The organism is Paenibacillus phocaeensis (genome assembly GCF_900021165.1).
Classification (GTDB): domain Bacteria; phylum Bacillota; class Bacilli; order Paenibacillales; family Paenibacillaceae; genus Fontibacillus; species Fontibacillus phocaensis.
The window spans coordinates 125,182-147,946 of record NZ_FCOQ01000012.1 but is presented as its reverse complement, the minus strand read 5'-3'; the positions used below and the strand labels follow the sequence as shown (position 1 = coordinate 147,946).

Sequence of the window (22,765 nt, the reverse complement as noted above, 5' to 3'; positions counted from 1 at the left end):
AACAGGTGATGACCAAGATCAAGGAAGGGATCCCTACGGTTTCGGTATTTGGTGTTCCCGTATGCAAATGGGGAATGAAGGAGGTCGTTGCCCATTTGACGAGCGCGGTTGCGGCCAAGACGCCGCATCATGTGATTACGGCGAATCCGATTATGATGATGGCAGCGATCGAGAACCCGGAATACAAGGCGATGATGCAAACGGCCGAATTGATCGTGCCGGACGGAACCGGTCTGGTCTGGGCCGCGCAAAAAGGCGGCGATCCCGTAACGGAACGTGTTCCCGGCTACGAGCTACTGCACGAATTGATGAAGCAAGGGGAACGCATGGGCTGGAAGGTGTATCTGCTCGGCTCCGCGCCGGATGTGGTAAAGGAGACCGCCCGCCGATTGGCGCTGCAATATCCCGGAACGACGATCGCAGGCTATCGCGACGGTTATTTTGGACCCGATCAGGACCCGGATGTCCTTGATGAGATCGTGAAAGCCGCGCCCGACTTGCTGTTTGTCGCCCGGGGGGCGGATACGCAGGAACCTTGGATCGCCAAATACAAAGATGTCCTCCGCGTTCCCGTCATGATGGGGGTCGGCGGCAGCTTTGACGTCATTTCCGGGCGCACCAAACGAGCTCCCATGGCTTTCCGGAAGCTTCGGCTGGAATGGCTGTACCGGTTGCTGAAGGAGCCAACCCGCTACCGCAGAATGCTGGCGTTGCCGAAATTCGCCGTACGCGTGCTGAGGGAGAAAGAAAACCTAACGAAAATGGGCTAAAAGTCTCGATTTCCATGAATAACTGCGGTTTTTTGCACAAATACGGGGTTGGTGTTTCTCCTTATTCGGAGTATAATCATTCCGGTGCAGAACAATTGGAGGTCGAAATTTAATGTTGATGATTTACATCATCGGGTTTATCGTTTCACTTGGCTTGGCTTTGGGCCTAACGCCGCTCGTGAAGAAGTTCGCTTTTAAGGTCGGCGCCGTGGACGTACCCAATGCGCGCAAAGTGCATACAAGAATTATGCCGAGACTCGGTGGTTTGGGGATTTTCTTATCATTTGTCATCGCGTTTTTTCTGCTTCTCCCGTTCCTTCCGGATACCTTCTCGGTGCGCGAAGTGAATTTCATCAAGGCTTTCCTGGTCGGCGGTACAATCACCGTGCTGCTGGGGGCGTTTGACGATCGCTTCGATTTGCCGGCTAAATTGAAATTTGTCATTCAAATCGCGACGGCTTGCGTGGTCGTCTTCGTGTTCGATATCCGTATTGAATTTGCAAATATCCCGTTCCATACCTATGCTGCAGTTGAGACCTGGGTGTCGATTCCGTTCACCATCCTGTGGATTGTTGGCGTAACGAACGCCATTAATCTGATCGACGGATTGGACGGACTGGCTGCTGGCGTCTCCGCTATCGCAATCGGGACGATCGCCGTCATGGCGTTCCTGATGGGCAACGTGATGGTGGCGCTGCTCTGTCTGCTGCTCCTGGGCAGCATTATCGGATTTCTGTACTTCAATTTTCACCCGGCCAAAATCTTCATGGGCGACTCGGGCGCCCTGTTCCTGGGCTTCAGCTTGGCGCTGCTGTCGCTGCTGGGCTTCAAGCAGATTGCGATCGTGTCATTCCTGACGCCGTTGATCCTGATCGGCGTGCCGCTCTCGGACACGATGTTCGCTATCGTGCGCCGCTGGATGCAGAAGAAGCCGATCTTCTCGCCGGACAAGGGTCACCTGCACCATTGCCTGCGCGAGCTCGGATTCAGCCACCGCCAGACGGTGCTGATCATTTACGGCATTGCCGCCTTCTTTGGCGTGCTGGCCGTCATTCAATCGTCGGCGGCGATGTACAACGCCAACTGGGTGACGTTCGTTGTCATCTGCGTGATGGTCTTCTTCCTGCAAATCGGCGCCGAGGTCATCGGCCTGATCGGTAAGACGAAGCGCCCCGTGCTCGATCTTCTCGCCCGCCTGCGCATGAAAGCCGGCGCAGAGCGCAGCACGAAGTAATAAGGAGCAAGGAACCAGCACAGCACAGTACGAAATTATAGCATCTCTAAATGCAGGTCGATTATGCATTTCTTGACTTGTTGAATGGACAACCCCTGTTGGCTTGGGATAGCCACAGGGGTTGTTTTTGTGTAAGCTCACCTCGCCTGTTCGCTGCGTTCCAAAGGTACCTAAGCTGTATCTAGTTCTAACGGATACCAGAGACGTTATTTGCCGGGATTTGCTCATGCGTGGATTCTAACGGATCGAGGCGACCTTATTTCGCCCAGATTGGGTGATTCCGCGTTGGCCGGAGCCCCATAAGGTCTCTGGAGTCCGTTAGGACGGGAAAGGCTCGGGAAATGAGCGAATAAGGTCATTTCAATCCGTTAGCGCTAGTAAGTAATGCGGCATCCCCGCCAGAACGGCGTTTTTTTGCCTCGCGAGAATTTCATTTGGATTCTTCTTCATGTTTTCCTAAAATCCTTCCAACTTTTGACCGATAACATATGTTAGTGACGCTTATGGGTAGTCCCTGCCGAACTCTTCGACGGGGACATCAACACACACTACACAACAAAGGAGAGATAAATCCATGCAACGCTTGAAGAAGCCCTTCATTTGGTTGATGCTCGCCGCATTAATCATCACATTGTTGCCATCCGGGTTTGTTCCTAGGGCCAGTGCTGCTCAGGGCAACTACTTCATCCCGGATGACTTGACGCTGAGAAATACCACGACATTAACCCTTACTCCCGGCGCCGACCAAGTCGCGCGGGACAGTCGGATGTATACGACAACGATTCCTACGCTTACGTTCTCAGGTACCTATTCGCAGGTTACCGAGGATTCCTTGAAGGTCAAGGTTGAACGTCTGACCTTTAAAGTTACAAATCAGGCTACGGGTGAGGGGATCTGGGAACTGGACAGCAGCCAATTCAAGAACGGCAATATCTCCAGAGATACCTCTTCCTCTTTTCAAGATAAGTTCAAAGTCACCAACTTGCCGTTATTCCCAGGGTTTAACCGAATTACGTTATCCGGTTCCCAAAACGGGATGACACGCGAATCAACCTTCTACGCTCTCTTTGATCAAGTTCCTTATGTGCAGGATTTGAAATTGCTGGGATCCAGCTATGGAACCATTTACTTGAATGAAGGTTCGGAGGTTGTTGCGGATAAGGACAACGTCTCGATCTCCGGTGAAGTGAAGAACGCGACGGAAGTAACCGTAAGCGTTAATGGGGGCACAGGATTAGTCACAACCTTGACGCAAACCGGCAAATTCTTCTCGCCTGCCCTGAACTTGAAACCGGGGCTTAACAAAATTACGATTACCGTCAAAAGCGGCGCCGATTCGGTTGCGATTGAACGCTCCGTTTATTACTTTGACAAAACAAAGCCGTTTGACTTGATTGCCGTCCAGTATAACGGGGCGGACTATGATGTGTATAACAAAGTAGCAACCATTACGGAAGCCACTACGGTAACCCTGCCGGTTTCCGGAACGTTGAAGTTCTCGATGTTGTTAAATGACACGGGGAATGCATTCGGTGCCTCCCAGGGTACCGGAAAAGGCAGTGTTACGCTGACAGATTCCTTAAACACGACCAACCCGCCGATCACGACTTTTACAGCGACCGAAACAGAGATTCCGGCGCCGGACGGGGTGTCCCGTGCGTACAGATTGGTTGAGGTCAGCGTTCCGTTTTCTTTTGGAAGCGGAGACCAGAAATTTAATTTGAGTGTCCAATACGATGGTACTTATTCGACCTCAGTGAATATCAACTTTAAGTTTCTTCCGGGCGAGATTGGCGTTACCGGATTGAAATATATGAAGGACAATTCAACTCCGCCTGCCAATATTAATGATCTTCCGGATTTGGACGGGACTCAAGCCGACAAAGATACTTTTTATATCTTGGTGACGGCAGACCAAGCCTTTAATAGCAGCGATCTAAAAGCGGTCTACTTACCGAAAGGGACTACTGGACCGACAATTACCCCAATCACTTCGGGGACAGCGACTCAGCATGTATTCCAAATCACCGGTTTTTCCAGCGGTACGCAGCAAGTCAAATTTAGCATTGGAACCTCCAGTGCTTCGAAATCCGCAACCATAACGTACGCTACGAAAAACTACATTTATGTTGAAGGTTTGTACGATGGCCAGACCATTTCGGTTGACTCAAGCCAATCGAACCTATACGTGGATATCAACGGGGAATATCGCGATTTTGAGAACTTGTCGAACCCGCAGTTTTTTGTGAACGGGGTATCGAATGACAAACTAACGCCAGCGATCACTTTTAATCCGACAACGGCTGCGCCTGAGTTTAAGATTAGTTTGCCGATTGATATCGCCGGCCCGTTATACTATGGGGAGAACCGGATTAAGTTCAGCGGAGTATCCATGGACGGCAAAGGGAATTCCAGAACGGTTGTTAAAGAGTTAAGATTGTACATTCTGGATACCAACGTCTCGAACATCACCGTATTCCGTCCGAAGATTTTCGACCCAGCGGTTAATTTTACCGGCCTGAAACTGAATGATACCAGCGGTGCCAATACCCAGTTGACCCAAATCCTTGCGGGCTCGTCTGAGTTTAAACTCACTGGAGAGATTTATGAAACGAGCGCCCAGAACTATGATTTGATCATTCAGGGGGCGGGAGCCCGAATTGTTAACTTGATGCGTGGGTCAGAGAGCATCTTTTCTTCGCAAGAAGATGCGAATGGTGTGGATTTTACGACCACAGCGATGTCAGATACGCAAATTACTCAAGGAACCACAAAATCGGGTTTGAGTTATGATTTGGCGGTATTTAACGGGAAGTTTGTATTAAGAATTAAAAACATCGCGTTGGATTCGCTGGGGAGTCAGGTATACAACCTGGAGCTCATCAATACTACGGGAGCCCGTACTTCGCAAAGACTGGAGATTTCCCGTGTTCTGGCGCCCTACCGGATCTTGTCCCCCGTTCCTACGGTAGGGGATCAGATTATCGTGAACAAAAACTTTGTGCGGTTCGACATTGAGGCCGAAGGCGCAACTGAAGTCATTATTGATAAAGGGAAAGCCATCCGTCGTACGGACCTGCCTGAGAATGCACCGGCAAGATTTATCTATGATTACGTTGGACTTAAGCCGGATAAGGCAACGAAAATCAAAATTCAAATCGTACGGGGAACCGAGACGCTGAACGATACTCTTGAGGTTTATTACACCAGCGCGGTTGCTGTGGATTCGCAGTATATGACGGAGAAAACGGCAACGAAGTATTCGGCGTTCAATAAGTCTCTGGAGTTGAACTTCCCTAAAGGTACCGTGTTGAAGACGGCTAATGTGCCTGAAGGTAGCGTAACCAAGTTTTATCCGGACAACAAATTGTTGTTTGGGATCGCGGATCCTAAGAACGGAATCTTGGAACGTCGCAACGATTACGGCAATTTCTTCAATATCGACAAAGACGAGAGAACACCTAATGGTCTTGGAACGCTTATTTTGCCGGAGGATTTGTCCGAGCTGTTTAACTCGACCGCCAAAACGAGCAATTTCACAAGAGTCTCCGATGTTTATTGGATTAACGGCGGGTACGGCGAGTATGGAAGCGGAGATACGTACAAACCGGCAACCAATGGATTGCCGCCGTATTCGATTTTGCCGCAGTATTCCGATTCGCAGAACTTCCGGGATCTCTTGCTCCGGGAACCGGAAAGAAAGCTGGTGCCTTCACAGCGGGGGACGTTGAAGCTTGCCTTTAACAAGAGCGTTGTGGATGAGGCCGGGACTACGGTAGCGGTGTTCCGATTCACGGAAAATTCGGAGTGGGAGAATATCGGCGGAGCTGTCGATACCAAAAACAATACTATCACCGTACCTTTTGATGATTTCGGCTATTATGTCGTGATGAAGCAAAGCCGCGGATTCAGCGATATTACGAATCATCCATGGGCACGTAATATTCTGAATGCTTTGTATTCCAAAGGAATTATGGCGAATCTGCAGCCGAATACGTTCGGAGCCGATGATCTGACGACTCGTGGGGAGTTTGCCACATTGCTCGTCAAAGGTCTCAATATTCCGTTGAACTACGATGATAAGGTACAGACCTATTTTGACGTTGTGCCAAAAGCCAAAACCGATACCTGGGAGTTCAAGTATATTGAAACGGCCTCCCGCGCAGGTATTATTACCGGGATTACCGAAGGATACTTTGGGGTGGAGGAACCTGTCACCCGAGAACAGGCGGCCATGATGATTTCCCGCGCTCTTAAGCTGAAGCTTGCAGCTAATGATAGCAAGTTGAGTGCAACGTTGGCGAAGCAATTCCTGGATTCCGGAAGAATTGACCCGTATGCACGTCCGGCTGTACAAGCTGTGTATAAAGCCAAAATCATGGATGGGCAAAGCGTCACGACGGCGGGCAGCAAGAAAGCTTCAATCAACTTCAATCCGAAAAACAACATGACGAGAGCTGAAGCCGGGAAAGTTGCGGTGGAGCTCCTTAAGAAGAGCTCGAAGATCTTCCCTAAAAACCTAAGTTAATATGCTCTCAATTATTGAAGGCGGCCAAGGTGAACCAAGGCCGCTTCTTTTTTTCCAATTACATCTTTTTGTAATTTCATGAGCTTTAAGTTAAAATAGGCAGAGTAATAGACAATACGCAAAAGGGTGAACTTGAACAGATGAAACCGATTCTATCTAAACCGCAGTTGGGTTATTCCAAAGCGAAGCGCAAATTTGAGGATAAATCCAAAGTATTGGAGAAGCGCATTGAAGAAACTGCCAAGCTGCAAGAAGTAACCCAGGAGGTCATGGAAGGACTCGTTATCGAAACCGGCTTTCATGATGCATTCACCGAGCTGCGTGCAGCCGAGAACGAATTGATCGAGTGGTCTCATATCACTATGAAGCATGAGAAGACATACAAAGACAATAAGCAAGCGATCGATGAGATGTATGAGAAACTGAATACCGATCCGCAAATGCGGGCTCGTATTATCCAACTGGCCATGAGAGTAAGATAAACTCGGCAGCCTTTTGGTACGAGATTTACCCATAAGGCGTCCCAATTTGGACGTCTTATTTGTCGTGTGCGCACATACAATGGAGATAGCGCGAAAATGGGAAAAGTTGCTTAATGACTGACATATTCCGGCATGATATACTAATTTCCGTCAGGCGGCAAGGGAGTTAAAAAGGCGTAACTGAGGGGAATCTTAGAAAAAGTTACAATCTCGCAATTTTTTTTAAAACCCCCGCAACTTTTTGAATCCTGCTGCGTTTAAGATGTAGAGCATTGACAATGGCGACCAATTTAGACATGGCAACGACTTCCTCATAGGGAAACTTGTCTATCTATTAGAAAAATTAGCTTTACGGCTTCAGGGACCCATTGTATAATGTTTAGGTAGGATTAGGAAACTAGTCTATTTCTACATTCTATCAAATGAATAAAGGTTACAAGTTTCTGCAGTTTCGCTGCAGACCTAATTTATAGGAAACTTGCTCAAGCTCTAGAAAGGGGGTGCAATGGCTAATGAGTAATGCGAGCTATTCATTTAAAGAAAATTCTCATGTGATAGTTAATCAAGGAGGAGAAAAAAAGGTTATGAAGAAAATTTTGTCCGTAGCTCTGTCTACAGCAATGGCATTCTCCATGTTTGCTTCCGTAGCATTCGGTGCTGATGCCAAACTGACTCCAGAGCAACAATTTAATGCTCTGAAAGAAGCAGGTATCGTAAATGGCTTCCCAGACGGCCTGTCCCACTTGGAAAAAACATTGACTCGCGCTGAACTCGCGAAAATCATCGTTAATTCCTTGAGCCTGGAACCAGTAACTGGTGTAGCAACTTACAAAGATAAAGGTTACAGCGCTAATCACTGGGCTGCTCCTTTCATCGAATCTGCAACTCAAGCTGGTATTCTTCAAGGTAAAGACACAGTTAAAGGTTTGTTCGATCCTTCGGGCAACGTAACTGTACAAGAACTGGCTAAAGTTCTGGTAACTGCTCTGAAACTGGAAGTTCCTGCTGACGCTAACAACACAGCATCCGCATGGGCTAAAGGTTATGTAGCAGCAGCTGTTGAAAAAGGATTTATTCCTGAAGGTATCAACTACCAAGCAGCAGCTACTCGTTCCCAAGCAGTCGTAGCAGCTTACGCGATCTACGAAGCTAACCAAGTTCCAACTGTTAAATCTTACAAAGTAGTTGATCCTAAGAACGTTGAAGTTACAATGTCTGACGGTGAAGTTGTAAAAGTTGCTTTGGAAAAAGCTCTCGAAGCTAACAAAGAAACTGAAATCAAATTCACTTACAAAGACAAAGAGTACACTCACAAAGTGACTTATGTAACTACAGTGGCTCAAAAGGTAGAATCCGTTTCTGCTAAGAACCTTAAAGAAGTTGTAGTTGTATTTGACGGCACTGTGGATAAAAAATCCGGTGAAAACAAATTGAACTACGACGTTAAGGATCAAAAGGTTGACAGCGTTAAGTTGTCCGACGACAAGAAAACTGCAACTGTTCTCTTGGAAGAGACTTCCACGCTGACAAACCAAAAAGAAACTGAAATTAAAGTTAAGAATGTTAAGAACGAAGATGCTACCAAAACCATCGAGCAAACTGTGAAGTTTACTCCGGTTGACGTGCAAATTCCAGAAGTTAAAGAAGTAGTAGGTCTGGGAACTAGTGCGTTCAAAGTAGTATTCAGCGAGCCGGTTCAAAAATCCGATGTTTATGCTTCCAGCAACTACAAAGTTGACGGAGTATCGGTAAGCGGTAGTGTTGAATACTCCTATCCAAACGTTGCGATTGTTAACTACAGTCTTCCGGTTGGCGATCACAAATTGACTGTTAGCAACATCCGTGATTTCTCTGGGCTGAAAATTGCTCCTGTAGAATCCACTTTCTCGATTGCACAAGATACGGCTGCACCAGAAGTTGCTTCGATCAAATCGAACGACTTGAAAGAGGTTGAGATCGAGTTTAACGAATCGATTAAATCTTATAGCAAAGTGTATCATGGCGTTTCCAGCAATGTTGGAACTGTTGAGAAAAGAGACAATAAGTTGATTGTGAAATTCAGTCAGCCTCTGTCTATGGGTGAAAATACTGTATACATTGAAGGTGTAACTGACTACAGCGGCAACAAAGCAAACCGTGAAGCTAAAGTTAACCCTACATTGGATACGGAGCGCCCAACGGTTGATAAGGTTGAAGTTAAACAATACGACAATGGGTATCATTACCTGGAAATCCAATTCAGCAAAAAAGTTTCTAAGGAATCTGCCGAAAAGAGATCTAACTATACAGTTAGAAACGCTGAAGGTAATCTTGTAACAGGGGATGGGTTGGATAGCGATGGACATCCTTACAAAGCCCCGCGTTATGACGAGAACAAAAACATAGTTACAGTTGATCTGAACAAAAAGCTTGATAATGCAGATTACACTATTGAAGTTGCAAATGTAGTTGATACTGCTTATGTAGCTAATACGATGCTTCCTTATAAAGCTACATTTAACGCAAAACAAACTGTAGGTGCAGCAATTTCTCGTGCTTGGTTTAAACAAGAAGGAAACGAAAGCATTCTGTATGTTCAATACAGAGTGAACGTGAAAACTTCTGGCGAAGGTAGAGCAGACCTTGCAGAGAAATACCTGGTAAATGGAAAGACTTTGAAAGATGTTGATGTTGATGTAGTATCCGGGGATACCGTTCGTATCAAAACGACTAAGGATGTTAAAGAATCTTTGAATCTGGATGTTTCTGGCGGAAAAGTAACGGGTCCTCGTGATATTGTTGCCTCTTACATTCAAGATGCAGATGGTAATTGGTTGAAAGAAAACGGCCTTTACAATTTGAAGGCTGAAATTGATTTGAGTGACAAAATTGCTGTGAAAGAAGCAACAGCAAAATCCCGTACAGAAGTGGAAGTTAAATTCACTGGCAAAATAAGAAATTACAGCACTAGTGACTATAAGATTTACGCTAAAGCATTTGGCGAAAACTCTGACAGAACTTTCATTCCTGATAGCGCATCGTTGAGCAACGACGGGCTTACGCTTACTCTCAAGTTTAACGACAATAATAAATTGCCGGCTTTGGCAGGAACAACAGGTGCTGTATTGAGTATTGTGGATAGCCCTGCTACAAGTGATGCTCAAGGATACGCAATTGAAGTTAAAAAAGATATCACTTTGGTTGATGAAATTAGACCAGAGTTCCGCGAAGGCTTCTATGTAGTTAAAGATACCTCTGCAACTGATGCAACTTATACAGTTACATTGACTGCTGATGATGTACTTGTTGTTTCCTCTGATGCAACGTATCTTGCCAAAACAGTTGAAGTGAAACTGGATGGTAAATTGTTGAATGCAACTGTGAATACGAGTGATGGCAGCACGTTGAAATTGGATTTTGTAATTCCTGCTGACTTCAAGTTTAACAAAGACCAGTTGCTGTCTATTGAAATTCTTGGAGATGTAAACAAAGCGCTTGGTACTATTACTGATGGTAAGAATGCCTATGCTGGTTTCAAGACCAGTGCTACCTTTGGAGATGCTCTCAGAGAAAAGTAATCTAAAAAATGAGAAGGGGCCCTTATCTGGGCCCTTTTTCATTTTAAACCGGATTAGAGTTGAAGGAAAAACTGCCCTTTGAGACACGATCTTAACGTATCACACAACCAGAAAAGCTAGAGCGATACTGTAATTCTGCATCACCTACGTGTACGGACTTTACCTCGGAAGTTCGTTTTTCTTGTTTTCTGAAGTAGGTGCAGTCGACGACATTGTAAGCAGCACCACGGATGTCAAAAGACTGTCAAGACTCTCTTTTAAGCTTCATGTTCTTCTTGCCCTTCGATTTTTTAAACTGGCTATTTCACTATCATCCATCAGTTTAATCCATATAAGTTTTGCCCTGTTTTAATCAATTGCAACAACTTCACTTTCTACAACGCGAACTTGTTCTATATGCAATTAAATAATAATTTGCTAACTCTATTCGTATGGAATATGTTTCGTTCGTATAATTAGTGATTTATACCAATCGATATTGTTGGGACTATCGAGTAAGGTTCCGATAGAAAGTTATTATAATCAATTTGATAGCGTCGTTTCTTGCATCACTGACACCCGTGGCGATTTAATCTGAGAATTCCGACAGCTATCTTTACTAAGTTCATCCTCAGTTCATAATCTTTTTTTAAACTTTTTTTAAGTTTGTGCGTATATAATATATACGACTTTTATTTAATAGGAGGTTTGAACTTGAGTAGAGCAAAATTAGTTGTGGCGTCTTTGGCTGTTGCTGCTTTGGTTGCCCAAAGCGCAGGTGGGGCTGTTGATGCTGCAGCTGCAAAGACTCCGGCCAAGACAACGAAGACGCAGAAACAAGCTGCCGTAAAAACGTTAAGTCAACTAAAAGGGGTTAATCTTACCTCTAAAACCAGCGTAAAACTTACCAATGTGAATATTTTATCTCAGGGAGAATCCAGTATTCTTACCTATACGCTGACCTATCAAAACAGCGGCAGTGCAAGTATTTCCCTGGTTGACTACTGGACGAAAGTGAAAACAAAGTCGGGTACGGTTTATAACGTCACTGCCATCGCTGCAGACAAAGAGAAGAAGAAAGTGGTTCCCGGATCAACGGTCAGTGTTACATATACCACTAAAATTGCCAAGAGCCTTAAATATAGCGATTTGAACTTCCAGATTGTTAAATGGAATTTCCAAGTAAGTGGCTATGAACAAGTGCTGGGGAGCATCAGCATTCCTGCTGGTTATGCAGTTGCCACTCCGGTAGGCAGTTCGAAGAATTTGACCCTAAGCGATCTTATGGTAAATGCAAAGGTAAGTTCGGTCAGTGTTATTGGCCTGGGCAACGATAATTACGTCAATGTCGCTTTGAATTTGAAAAATCTCGGAACTAAAAGTCTCGAGAATGCTAATTTGAAGTTTGTGGCACAAACGGCCAGCGGAACGCCATATGCGATAACGGCAGATTCCCAAAGTGCGAATTACACGATTTTGCCGCAAGAAAACAAGAACTTGAATCTCATGGCCAAAATACCGAAAAGTGTAAATTTGAATGGGCTTCAATTGATCTTGACGCAAGCCGATGAAACGGCAAAGAGCGACCTGCCAGTAGCCACGCTGGGGTTGGGCACGAAAAGCGGTCAAACCACGACAACGGCACCTAATAAAGAAAAAGTGTTGAAAGTTGAAAACAACAGTATTGCCACTAAAATTGTTAATGTATCGCGCAACCAAAGCTTTGGCAAGAGCGATTTATCGATCCAGTTCTCATTTATCAATCAGGGAGACACGGCTGTAACTCTTCCTAATTATTCGTTTGCCATTCAAGTTGGCGCCAAATCTTATCCTTTAACAGCTAGTGGACTGGATGGGCTGATTCTGGAGCCGGGGGATGAGCAAATTATATCGGTGGATGGGAATTTACCGCTGATTGCTAATGCCGATCAAATGGATTTGATCCTAAAAACGGCAACCGGAGCGGGCCAGACTCCAACCGATCCAGCAGCTACACCGGTTAATTCCGGAACCAGTTATCCGGTTGCGGCTTATCAGTTGCCGGAATACACGGAAATGCAGCATGCTGTAGGACAAGAAAAAATCGTTAAGAATAACGATGGAACTTATGGCATCACTCTGGATAGTGTACAGACGTTACCATGGAATGACGGCAATCTCTTAGCGACCAAAATTACAATCGCCAATAAAGGAACTCAAGCAGCTAAATTACCTGAATTTGCGGGTGCATATAAGTTGGATGCCACTGCAGTGAATAGTACGGTCCAGGTGGTAAACAGTAATACGACTCAAGTACTTGGTGCAGGTGAAAAAGCGAGTGTGTACGTTGTCACGAATGTTCCGTCAAGCTTGAAATTCTCGCAAATGCAGGTTCAATTGCTACGGAAGACAGGAGACAAAACAAGCAACTGGATTATGTTCTCAAATTATGGAAGAACTAGCGAACTCAAAACGATAGCTGACGGGTCATACAATAACCTTGATACGGCAGGTAAGAAGGCTGATCTGATGGGTAGGAAAACGTACCTCTATAAAGGAGGTTCGAGTGATATTATTTATACCGAGTTGATCATGAGAAATCTGGAAGATAAACAAAGCAATTTGGCCCAGCTTATCGGTTATTTCAAAACAGAGGATGGACAGTACTATAAAGCCGATGTTAACCAAGTGAAGAACACAATTGGCCCAGCAGCTTCCTCTATCGTTTCATTTTCGGCCAAAGTACCTAAAGGCACCGTTGTTTCTAACTGGAGCTTGGTTGTGGGTGAAGGTATTACGGAAAATAAATTTACGGATGCGGAAGGCAAGCCGACAGGATACGTCAATGCAAACGCAATGGAACTGAAATTGGATAGCCGGAGCATTAAAGATTCCTTAAAAGATGTAGAGCTTTTCCCTTACACCATAAGTATATCGAATCTCGAGGGACATACAAGCGCATCAGGGTTGCAAATCAATTTCAAATACGATCTGAAGCGTGATCTAACTTTCGAAATGGGCGAGTTTCAGCATAAGCTTGTTCTGGAGGTTGTTGAATCCGGCGGCACCAGATTCGAGAAGGAAATCGAGCTGGAGAAAGACTTCTTGGTAGGTGGAAACCAAAGTTACTCTTATGTGATCAATGATCCTATTTTTGCTACAGCCAGATCGGGAGCTTTCCAATTCTCACTTTATGATTCCTATCAGGGTGTGAAAACTAAGATTGCTACGCAGGCTGGAGGATACAATAACAACGATATAAATAAGTATTAACAAGATTCAATCTCAAAAACCCCTGCCCCCTCGCAGGGGTTTTTGCTTGTTACTGCCAACAAAAACCACTATCATATACATTAAGAGACTCATAGAGGAGGAACATCATGAAGACGGGTTGGAAGGTTGCAACGGCCGTGGTGTTGGTTGGCGGCAGTGTTTGGGCAGGTTCGTTGTTGAATATGCAAGCGGAGGGTGCGGGAACGACGCCGGGAACGGCGGATGATCCAGTGGTTACCAAGAGTTATGTCGATCAGGCGATCCAGCAGGCTATTGGTGGCGGTGGGGGCACGAGCACGCCAAGTCCCCCAAGCACGCCTTCAACCGGCGGTTCTGGCGGTGGTTCGAGCGAAGAGGGGATCAAAATCGTTGAGGTGAAGCCAGGGAAGATTCTCGTTGCCGCTGCTGGGGCGGAGTTTATCGTTCGCTCCGGGAAAGCTGTGATTTATAGCGCCGACTCCAATGGGGTTGCGGATCTCACCGACGGGAAGGATATTGCCAACGGCGGCGCTGTGGCCAACAACCATTTGTTGTCTTTTCCAAGAGAAGGTCGGGGGATTCAAGTGCAGGACGGGAATACGCACAATTTAACCGTGATGGTCCGGGGCGGATATCAGATTAAATAATTCGCTTGCGGATTGGCATGATTGGGCAGAACAGACAAACATTCCTGAGCGTAGGACAAGAGGGTGAATGCCATACTATCTCTTGAAACCAACTTTTTTCAGGAGGTGCTGGAATCATGGCAAGAAGTAACCGTAAAATCGTTCCGGAAAGTCGTCAGGTCCTGCAGCAATGGAAATACGAAATCGCCGCTGAGTTTGGTTTACCTGTAGGTTATGGGGCATCCGGAGGGGCGGATACGGAGTTTGCCGGTGAACTTGGCGCTTTAGGTGGCGGGCAAAGCAACGGCGGAAGCTGGAGACATCTGACATCCCGTGAAAATGGCTCCGTTGGCGGAGAAATTACGAAACGCCTGGTTGCCCAAGCAGAACGGAACTTTATCCTATAAATTATTCCACAAAAGTCATCAATTATTTTGACATGACTTGGCAAATGCGATACTATTTCCTTTAAGGATGTTAATCCAACCTTTTCCGATTTGGGAAAGGTTCATTTTTTGAGTGGGCTTTATATTGTATTGGATAGACAGGCCGTAGCCATACTATCCATGGGAGGTTGAATCTATGTCCGTACAAGGGCGACACTTATTTACTTCCGAGTCCGTGACCGAAGGGCACCCGGATAAAATTTGCGACCAAATTTCCGACGCGGTGCTGGATGCCTTCTTGGCAAATGACCCCTACGCTCGGGTTGCTTGTGAAGTTTCGGTAGCCACGGGACTGGTGCTTGTGATTGGGGAGATCAGCACAAAGTCCGAGTATGTCGATATTCCGGCGATCGTTCGCAAGACGGTCAAAGAGATCGGTTATACGCGTGCCAAATATGGTTTTGACTACAATACCTGCGCGGTGCTGACTTCGTTGAACGAACAGTCGGCCGACATTGCTCAAGGCGTAAACGCAGCTCTGGAAAATCGGGATCCGGCTCAGGTCGATAAAGAAACCGAAAATATCGGGGCTGGCGACCAAGGCTTGATGTTCGGGTTTGCCACGAATGAAACGCCGGAACTGATGCCGCTTCCGATTGCCTTATCGCACCGCATCGCACGCCGACTGTCCGAGGTGCGCAAGGATGGAACACTGGAATATCTTCGTCCCGACGGTAAGACCCAGGTGACGATTGAATATATGGACGGCAAGCCAAAACGCGTCGATACGATTGTTGTATCTACGCAGCATGCCGAGGAAATTACGTTGGAGCAAATCCAAAAGGATATTAAAGAACAGGTCATTCTCCCCGTTGTTCCGGCTGAGTTGCTGGACGGGGATACGAAATACTTTATTAACCCGACAGGCCGTTTTGTGATTGGCGGACCTCAAGGGGATGCCGGACTGACCGGACGGAAAATCATCGTCGATACGTATGGCGGTTACGCCCGTCATGGCGGGGGGGCTTTCTCAGGAAAGGACCCGACGAAGGTGGACCGTTCTGCTGCCTACGCTGCTCGTTACGTGGCCAAGAATCTGGTTGCAGCCGGGCTGGCCGACAAAGTGGAAATCCAACTGGCGTATGCTATCGGGGTAGCGAACCCGGTATCCATCAATGTGGATACATATGGAACCGGCAAAGTCGCGGAAGAGAAGCTGGTGGAGCTGGTTCGCGAAAACTTTGACCTTCGCCCTGCGGGAATCATCCGGATGTTGGATCTGCGCCGTCCGATTTATCAGCAAACCGCAGCTTACGGGCATTTCGGCCGTACGGACATCGACTTGCCTTGGGAAAGAGTGGACAAGGCTGAAGCGTTGAAGACACAAGCGGGATTGTAATATTAACGACAAGGATACTCGTCTCAGAATTCTGAGCGGGTATCTTTTTTTATTCCCTGGATTCTAAACTTGGTGGCAGCTTTTGCCGTTAATAATTATAGGTATGTCTTGAACCTTATATTTTTACTTTACATATAGGATTGCAACCGGGGAAGGGGAAAGCAAAGATGAAGAAGAAGCTCTCGATATGGATGATGTTTACGATGTTGTTTAATGTATTCTTAGGAACATGGGGAGGGGAGGTTGCAAGTGCCGCAAGTGCCAATGCACCGATACCCACGGTGACTCCTGCGAACGGAGCTTCGAATGTTCCAGTAGATACCAAGCTTCAGGTTCGTGTTCCAGGGGGTAGAATCAAGGCCAATGGTACGCAGATTTATACCATCTCCACAAGTGCGGGCGGAGTGACGGATAAAAAAGAAGTTACCGTTACAGGAGCTACTTATACAGATTCCATTGTACTGACACCGCCAACGCTATTACAATATAACACGGCTTATACCGTTACTTTGCCTAATGATGCTTTTATCATCGAAGGGAGCGGAGAAACTACCGCAGCGTATAGCTGGTCGTTCCGGACAGCTAGTTCGTCCACTGCAGCACTGTCGGCCTCTTTTAGTCCCGGAAATGGCAGTACGAACGTCAGTATCAACACGAGACCGACCATCACCTTTAATCGAAATATAGGATTGAATTCGGGGGTTGCGAATGCAGGAATAACGCTCAAAAAAACCAATACCAATTCCATCGTCCCTATTACGGTATCGTCCAGTTCTAATGTCGTCACGATATCCCCAACCAATACCTTGGAAGCGGGTACCAGTTATTATATTGAAATTGCGGGGAACGGAATTTACGATGCCCAGAATAGATCCGTTTATTATGCAGGAATCAGCGGGAACAATCGTTGGAGCTTCCAAACCACGGCGTCCGACAAAACAGCTCCGGTACTCCAGAGCGCAACGATGTACAACAACACGACCATTCGCTTGTTGTACAACGAGACTTTAAATTCCTCTTCGTATTTGTCGACTTCGAACTTCACGGTAACGGTGAATGGCGAAACGCGCCGAATCAGTTACGTAACCGTATCCGGTGATTCCGTTTATGTCTATTTGGAAACCGGTATAGCCGTTGGGCAAGATGTCAGAATCAGTTATACAGGCAGTACGTCGGGGATTCGAGATACATCCGGTAATGCCGCGGCAGCCTTCACTGGGAAAGTGGTTACCAACGGAATCGACTCGGTCATGCCGAAACCTCGAGAAGGGTATGCAACAAGCAATACGGTTACGCTGTACTTTAGCGATACCCTGAAGAGTCCTTCGAGTTATGCGTATCAGCAGTTTACGGTGACAGCGAACGGTAGTTCCAAGGGAGTCAGCCGCCTTTCTCACAGCGGTTCAACGATAACCTTGTATTTATCCAACTCGATTTCAAACGGTGACGTTGTCAAAGTATCCTACTCCCCCGGCTCTTATCCGCTGCAGGATTATCGCGGCTTTGATATCGCCGGCTTTACCGATTACTTCGTCCGCAACTACAATGATTCAGTGGCTCCGAAATTCCAAAGTGTCGAGGGATCCGGCAACAAAGTGATTTTGACATACGACGAAGCGTTGCGCACAAGTCCGACACCGCTGAAAAGCCAGTTTTCGATCTTGGTCAATAATGCGCCGGTGTATGTCACAACCGTGGAGATTGTTTCCAACCAAGTGATCCTGACCCTGGCCTCCTCGTTTACGAAAGATCAAAACGTCACGTTATCTTATGTTTCGGGTAGCGGGGGCATTGCGGATCTCAACGGGAACTTGGCGGGATACATCAATCTGCAACCGGTCACTTACGGTAACCTTGCTGAAGGAGTTCGTTCCGCAACGGTAACGGGGGATACGCTTACGATCACGTTTAATTCTAATTTGAAGCCGGCGTCCTATATCCCGGTGAATCAATTTTATGTCAATGTGGGCAACGTGAACCGAGGGGTTCAATCCGCAACGCTTAACGGCAATACGGTCACCTTGAAACTGAGCTCTCCTGTAGTGGCAGGGCAAGTTGTGACGTTGTCCTATCTGACAGGAGCAGCGCCATTATATGACAACCTGGGCAATATGATAAAAAGCTTCAATAATTTAGCGGTGCAAAACCTGATGGGAGGTCAGACCCCAACGCCGAACGGAATACAACCGGATGATCTGACTGCTATGAGTAATGCTCAGTTTGGAGTTGGCGGATATCTGCTAAACGTGAATACGGCTCAAGCCACGGACAGCCGTTCGCGTTTAGGTGTAGGAATCAAAAAATACACTATCGATAGTACTAAATTGCAAACGGCCTTTCAGTATTTAGTAGACAACAACGTATCCGTTCGTAAATTGGTGTTCGAGGTTCCTTCCTCCGAGAAAGCGGCGGAAGTGGTTGTTCCCATTCAAGCGTTGATGGACATCTACGGTCGAGGGAAAACCGCGTCTTTCATGGTCAAACATAACCAAGCGATGTATGAACTACCGGTCGAAAAGATTCCGTTCACGGAGATTTCCAGATCGTTAAATGCAAGCTCCTTGACCTCAGCCTATCTTACAATCCAGATGGAGCCGGTCATGAAGTCACAATTACCGGGGACGAATTATAGTAATGGCGTAACGACAACCCCAATGAGTGACCCGGTGCAAATCTATGTGTCAGCATCTAACGGAATTAACACGCAAAATGCGGTGGAGATCTCCCATAACGGGCGGCTATACATTAGAGCAACGAATACTTCGCCGAACAGTCAATTGATGCTGATGCAATATGACCTTAATTCACAAACCTTATCTTATGTTCCGTCCAAAGCAACAACCAGCGGCAGCGCCGTCATTTTCAACGGGAAGCTCAATGGGAATTCCGTAGTGGGCCCTGCGGTAGGTTATAGTTATTTTGCCGACACCACCAAGCATTGGGCACGGACGGACATCACTGAATTGGCCAGTCGACTCATCGTAGCGCCATCTTCCGGCTCCAAATTTGAGCCGGATAAGAAGATCACTCGCGCAGAATTTGCCGTCTACATTGCCAAAGGCCTCGGGCTTGCCGGGGATGAATCTTATGCCCGCCGCTTCCCGGACGTCTCCTCCGGAACAACGGCGGCGTACATCGGGGCGGCGGCGAAGGCCGGGATCATCAACGGCAACGCCGACGGCACGTTTAAGCCGAACAGCAACATCACGCGGGAGCAGATGGCGCTGATGATGGTGCGGGCGATGGAATACGCCGGGTATGATACGTCGATGAACGGCGCGAGCACCGCGACCTTATCGAAGTTCAAGGACGCGGCGAAGATCCAGTCCAAGGACACGGTGGCCAAGGCCGTGAAGGAAGGCATCATCCAGGGCGTGACGACAAATACGTTCCAGCCGCAAGGCAACGCGACGCGTGCTCAAGCCGCGGTGATGCTGAAGCGCGTGCTGAATAAACTGAACTACATCTAATCATCCACAACGTTTCCCGGCACTGGGGGTGAACCCTGGTGTCGGGATTCTTTTTGCGCACAAGTTATCCACGTAATTCACATTATCCACAATGCGAGGTGTCGCTAATTGAGAGTGGCGCCGAAAGTTATCCCTGTTTTCCACAGTTTTTATCCACAATATTCACATGATCCCCATAGCGGTTCTCCGAAGTTCAATGAATCGCCCCCTTCTTTCAACAATCTTGCTATTTTTCGTAACTTTTCCGCCTGAAAGTAGTCTATTAATAAGAGACTAGCTGAAAGAGCAGCACGATAGAAGCGCTAATAGATGGGAGAGTTGTCGAACAAAATGGTAGTCAAAAGAGAGGAAAACGGAAGAAGTCAAACCGAAGCAGATATGGAAGTCGTCGTGCATCAAAATGTGAAATGGACCCGCCTGGTGGCAAAAGGCGGCAAGCGGATTGCCCTTGTCACGCTGGCGGGATTGATATGGATTCAGCCTGTGATTGGCGTTGGGCCGATCGCGGGTCCGGCTCTGACTGCGGAAGCGGCGGCGAGCCAAACCGTCAAGCTGGGCGAAGAGATGATCACGTCCGGGGCCAAGCTCGTCCAATACCAGTACACCGTGACCCGGTCGGGCAAGCCGGTAAAGGTATTGGTGGATGTGGTTGAGGTGGATTTGACGAATCCTTACGTTCAACTGGACGTGATGACCGGCAAAGGGGGACAAGTAACGACCAGACAAAGCGTGGAAGGGATGGCCCGAGAGACCGGTGCGGTCGCCGGCGTGAACGGCGATTTCTTTGCGACCGGCGGTCAGGGGGTTCCGATGGGACCTGCGGTCACGAAGGGTACGGTGGTCACCAGCCCGGCGCAACTGCAGGGGATGTATGCTTTTGCCGTGCGGAATGACGGGACACCGCTGATCGACCGTTTTGGCTTCAGCGGCACGGTGTTCGCCGAGGACGGCTCGACGTTCCCGCTCACCGGGATCAATCAGGAATCCTACACGACGGAACCGGATAAAGCCTACAGCCACGTGAATAACCTATTCATTTATACGAGCGCCTGGAAAGCGGAGGAACGTCCGGCTTCCAGCGGAACGACACCAACCGAGGTGCTGGTGCAAGGCGGGGTTGTTACGCAGATTTCCCTCAAAGCGGCGATTCCGGGACCGGTGCCGGCGGATGGGTTTATTTTGCGTGCCCATGGTACGGCGGCTGATTATGTGGCGACGCACTTGCAGGTGGGTCAGCGCGTTGATGCAACCTATGAGCTTCGCTCTTTAACCGACGGACAAATCGTCAACCCGGCGGATTTGAAAATGATGATCGGCGGGCACACGCTGCTGGTTGACCAAGGCCAAGCGTCGGCGTTCACCCGTTCGATTACATCCATCAGCGGCGGTAGCCCGGTGGCGCGGACTGCGGTGGGTTACTCCAAAGACGGCAAGACGGCTTATATCATTACCGCCGAGAAGAACAGCAACAGCACCGGCCTCACCCTGAAGGAGCTGCAGGGCTTCATGACGGGGATCGGCGTCTGGAAAGGCATGAACCTGGACGGCGGCGGCTCCACGACGATGGTCACACGTCCGCTGGCGGAAACGTCGGCGCAGCTGACGTTTACAACGTCCAACGGGTCGGCGGGACAACGCGCGGTTGCCAACGGGCTTGGCGTGTTTACGAATGCGCCGCAAGGCACGCTGCTCGGTCTTAAAGTCAGCGGCGCCTCGTCGTTGTTCATCGGCCAAACGGTGCCGTACGCCCTTAAAGGATACGATACGTATTACAACCCGATCGATACGAGCGGCATCCAAGCGACTTGGCAAGCCAGCAACGGCAACGTGGTGTGGATCGACGGCGGCTTTAAAGGCGTGAAGGCGGGCACCGCGAAAATCACGGCCTCCAGCGGTCAAGCCAAAACCAGCATGGACGTGAAGGTGCTGGGCGGCAGCGACCTGGAAAGCCTGACGGCGGGAACGACGTTTGCGCCACTGCAAGCGGGAACCAGCGTTACGGTTGCGGTGACCGCGAAGCTGAAGGACGGACGCACCGTGGACGTTCCGGCCGAATCGGTCAAATGGGCGTTCAGCGGCATGAAGGCCAGCGTGCAGGGCGGCGTACTAACGGTGCAGTCCGTCAACAACGGCGCGAAGTTCGCCTATGCGACCCCGTCTTATGACGGCTTTACCGGAACTCCGGTCGTTCTGTCGGCTTCGACGGAATCCATCTGGGAAAGCTTCGAAAATACCGCCTACCCGATCTCCTTCACCGGCTTGCCGGCGGAAGCAACCGGAACGGTATCCCTCGTCCAAGGCGACGGCGAACGCGCCAACTCCAAAGTGCTGAAGCTTGACTACGATCTGACCGGCGGCAGCGGCAGCAAGTTTGCTTATGCGCAAATCAACGGCACAAGCGGCAAAGCGATTCCGGACAACGCGACGACCATGACGATCGACGTGCTGGGCGATGCCAGTCTGAACTGGGTACGGGCCGAATTGTCCGATGCCGATGGCAAGCCGGTCTACATCGACCTGGCGCGTCCGGTGGACTTCACCGGCTGGAAGACGCTCACGGCCGATCTGACGGCGAGCAACATCAAATTCCCGGCGAAGCTGAAACGGCTATACGTCGTGAATGTCGAAGAGGGTCAGGACGAACGGGCGCTCACGGGCAGCGTATCTTTTGACAACGTGCGGTTTACGGCTCCGGCAGCCGGTGCCAGCAACTCCGACTTCCCAAGCGCGACGGCTGTAATGGTTCTGGGCCAGAAGTCGATGACGGTGAACGGGAAGAAGCAAAACCTGGAGGTTGCCCCGCTGCTCAAAGACAACACGACCTACGTGCCGATCAAGTATGTGATGGACGTGTTTGGCGGAAATGCTGCCTGGAACAGCGCGGCCAAGAAAATCACGGTAACCCGCGGTGCAACCATTCTGGAGCTGACGGTTGGACAGAAGGCCTTTTTGCTAAACGGGGTTTCTACTAAAGCGGAGGTATCCCCGATTATTGTAAATAATAGGACTTTAGTCCCGTTACGTTTGGTCTCTGAGCAGCTTGGAATTGGCGTAAATTGGGAAAAGAAAACCAAATCCATTACCCTCGAATCGTGATATGATT

11 protein-coding genes are annotated in these 22,765 nt (G+C 48.3%); all 11 read left to right on the top strand.

The annotated features are described in order from the left end of the window. Nucleotides 1–8 precede the first annotated feature (8 nt). The 11 genes from BN3795_RS06145 (at nt 9) to BN3795_RS06095 (ending at nt 22,758) form a co-directional block, all read left to right on the top strand. On the top strand, nt 9–770 hold the full coding sequence (locus BN3795_RS06145; RefSeq protein ID WP_110945048.1) for a WecB/TagA/CpsF family glycosyltransferase: 762 nt from the start codon (nt 9–11) through the stop codon (nt 768–770). Between the two features lie 112 nt (nt 771–882). Continuing rightward, nucleotides 883–2,004: a glycosyltransferase family 4 protein gene (locus BN3795_RS06140; protein ID WP_068783824.1), complete on the top strand. Its 1,122-nt coding sequence runs from the start codon at nt 883–885 to the stop codon at nt 2,002–2,004. 574 nt (nt 2,005–2,578) lie between these two features. Beyond that, on the top strand, nt 2,579–6,532 hold the full coding sequence (locus tag BN3795_RS06135; protein WP_068783823.1) for an S-layer homology domain-containing protein: 3,954 nt from the start codon (nt 2,579–2,581) through the stop codon (nt 6,530–6,532). Nucleotides 6,533–6,672: 140 nt separating this feature from the next. Continuing rightward, nucleotides 6,673–7,014 (top strand): hypothetical protein, encoded by a 342-nt coding sequence (locus tag BN3795_RS06130; protein ID WP_068783822.1) that lies wholly within the window; start codon nt 6,673–6,675, stop codon nt 7,012–7,014. A 512-nt stretch (nt 7,015–7,526) separates the two neighbouring features. Next, nucleotides 7,527–10,571, top strand: coding sequence for an S-layer homology domain-containing protein (locus BN3795_RS06125; RefSeq protein ID WP_110945047.1), 3,045 nt, complete (start codon nt 7,527–7,529; stop codon nt 10,569–10,571). A 693-nt stretch (nt 10,572–11,264) separates the two neighbouring features. Beyond that, nucleotides 11,265–13,802: a hypothetical protein gene (locus BN3795_RS06120; protein WP_068783820.1), complete on the top strand. Its 2,538-nt coding sequence runs from the start codon at nt 11,265–11,267 to the stop codon at nt 13,800–13,802. Nucleotides 13,803–13,909: 107 nt separating this feature from the next. Further along, nucleotides 13,910–14,428 (top strand): hypothetical protein, encoded by a 519-nt coding sequence (locus BN3795_RS06115; RefSeq protein WP_068783819.1) that lies wholly within the window; start codon nt 13,910–13,912, stop codon nt 14,426–14,428. A 116-nt stretch (nt 14,429–14,544) separates the two neighbouring features. Continuing rightward, complete coding sequence (locus tag BN3795_RS06110) at nt 14,545–14,814, top strand: alpha/beta-type small acid-soluble spore protein (RefSeq protein WP_068783818.1); 270 nt, start codon at nt 14,545–14,547, stop codon at nt 14,812–14,814. A gap of 175 nt (nt 14,815–14,989) precedes the next feature. Beyond that, complete coding sequence (gene metK / locus BN3795_RS06105; protein WP_068783817.1) at nt 14,990–16,192, top strand: methionine adenosyltransferase; 1,203 nt, start codon at nt 14,990–14,992, stop codon at nt 16,190–16,192. A 167-nt stretch (nt 16,193–16,359) separates the two neighbouring features. Next, the gene (locus BN3795_RS06100) at nt 16,360–19,662 is read left to right on the top strand and encodes a SwmB domain-containing protein (protein ID WP_110945046.1); all 3,303 of its coding nucleotides are present in this window, start codon (nt 16,360–16,362) and stop codon (nt 19,660–19,662) included. A 309-nt stretch (nt 19,663–19,971) separates the two neighbouring features. Next, a complete protein-coding gene (locus BN3795_RS06095; RefSeq protein WP_198524662.1) occupies nt 19,972–22,758 on the top strand; it encodes a stalk domain-containing protein in 2,787 nt (928 codons plus the stop codon). The last annotated feature ends 7 nt before the right edge of the window (nt 22,759–22,765 follow it).

Bases quoted from the DNA above. Each gene is read 5' to 3' on its own strand.
- BN3795_RS06135 (WP_068783823.1), top strand. From the start codon at position 2,579: ATGCAACGCTTGAAGAAGCCCTTCATTTGGTTGATGCTCGCCGCATTA.
- BN3795_RS06110 (WP_068783818.1), top strand. From the start codon at position 14,545: ATGGCAAGAAGTAACCGTAAAATCGTTCCGGAAAGTCGTCAGGTCCTG.
- BN3795_RS06100 (WP_110945046.1), top strand. From the start codon at position 16,360: ATGAAGAAGAAGCTCTCGATATGGATGATGTTTACGATGTTGTTTAAT.
- BN3795_RS06115 (WP_068783819.1), top strand. From the start codon at position 13,910: ATGAAGACGGGTTGGAAGGTTGCAACGGCCGTGGTGTTGGTTGGCGGC.
- BN3795_RS06125 (WP_110945047.1), top strand. From the start codon at position 7,527: ATGAGTAATGCGAGCTATTCATTTAAAGAAAATTCTCATGTGATAGTT.
- metK (WP_068783817.1), top strand. From the start codon at position 14,990: ATGTCCGTACAAGGGCGACACTTATTTACTTCCGAGTCCGTGACCGAA.
- BN3795_RS06140 (WP_068783824.1), top strand. From the start codon at position 883: ATGTTGATGATTTACATCATCGGGTTTATCGTTTCACTTGGCTTGGCT.
- BN3795_RS06130 (WP_068783822.1), top strand. From the start codon at position 6,673: ATGAAACCGATTCTATCTAAACCGCAGTTGGGTTATTCCAAAGCGAAG.
- BN3795_RS06095 (WP_198524662.1), top strand. From the start codon at position 19,972: ATGGGAGAGTTGTCGAACAAAATGGTAGTCAAAAGAGAGGAAAACGGA.
- BN3795_RS06145 (WP_110945048.1), top strand. From the start codon at position 9: ATGACCAAGATCAAGGAAGGGATCCCTACGGTTTCGGTATTTGGTGTT.